This window comes from Microseira wollei NIES-4236, assembly GCF_020521235.1.
Taxonomy (GTDB): Bacteria; Cyanobacteriota; Cyanobacteriia; order Cyanobacteriales; family Aerosakkonemataceae; genus Microseira; species Microseira wollei.
In genome coordinates this window covers 1-244 of record NZ_BLAY01000768.1, presented here as the reverse complement: position 1 = coordinate 244, position 244 = coordinate 1, and the positions used below count along the sequence as shown (strand labels likewise).

The 244-nt window shown below is 54.5% G+C and carries 1 protein-coding gene; it reads right to left on the bottom strand.

Translation table 11 applies throughout. The features are described 5' to 3' along the window. A partial coding sequence (locus MiSe_RS50495) for a hypothetical protein (protein WP_226595158.1) occupies positions 1-244 on the bottom strand: 244 nt, incomplete at both ends.

Genomic DNA, 244 nt, shown 5'->3' with positions numbered 1-244 from the left:
ATTCCCGCAGTAGGGGCACGGCAGCAGTAAGTTTTGTCACCAAATCAAAGTTTTTCGGATGCCGTGCCCCTACCACGTTGCGTTGCACCCAATTGAAAACCCCTGTATACCCAGGGGGTAGGGGCACGGCAGCAGTAAGTTTTGTCACCAAATCAAAGTTTTTCGGATGCCGTGCCCCTACCACGTCGCGTTGCACCCAATTGAAAACCCCTGTATACCCAGGGGGTAGGGGCACGGCAGCAGT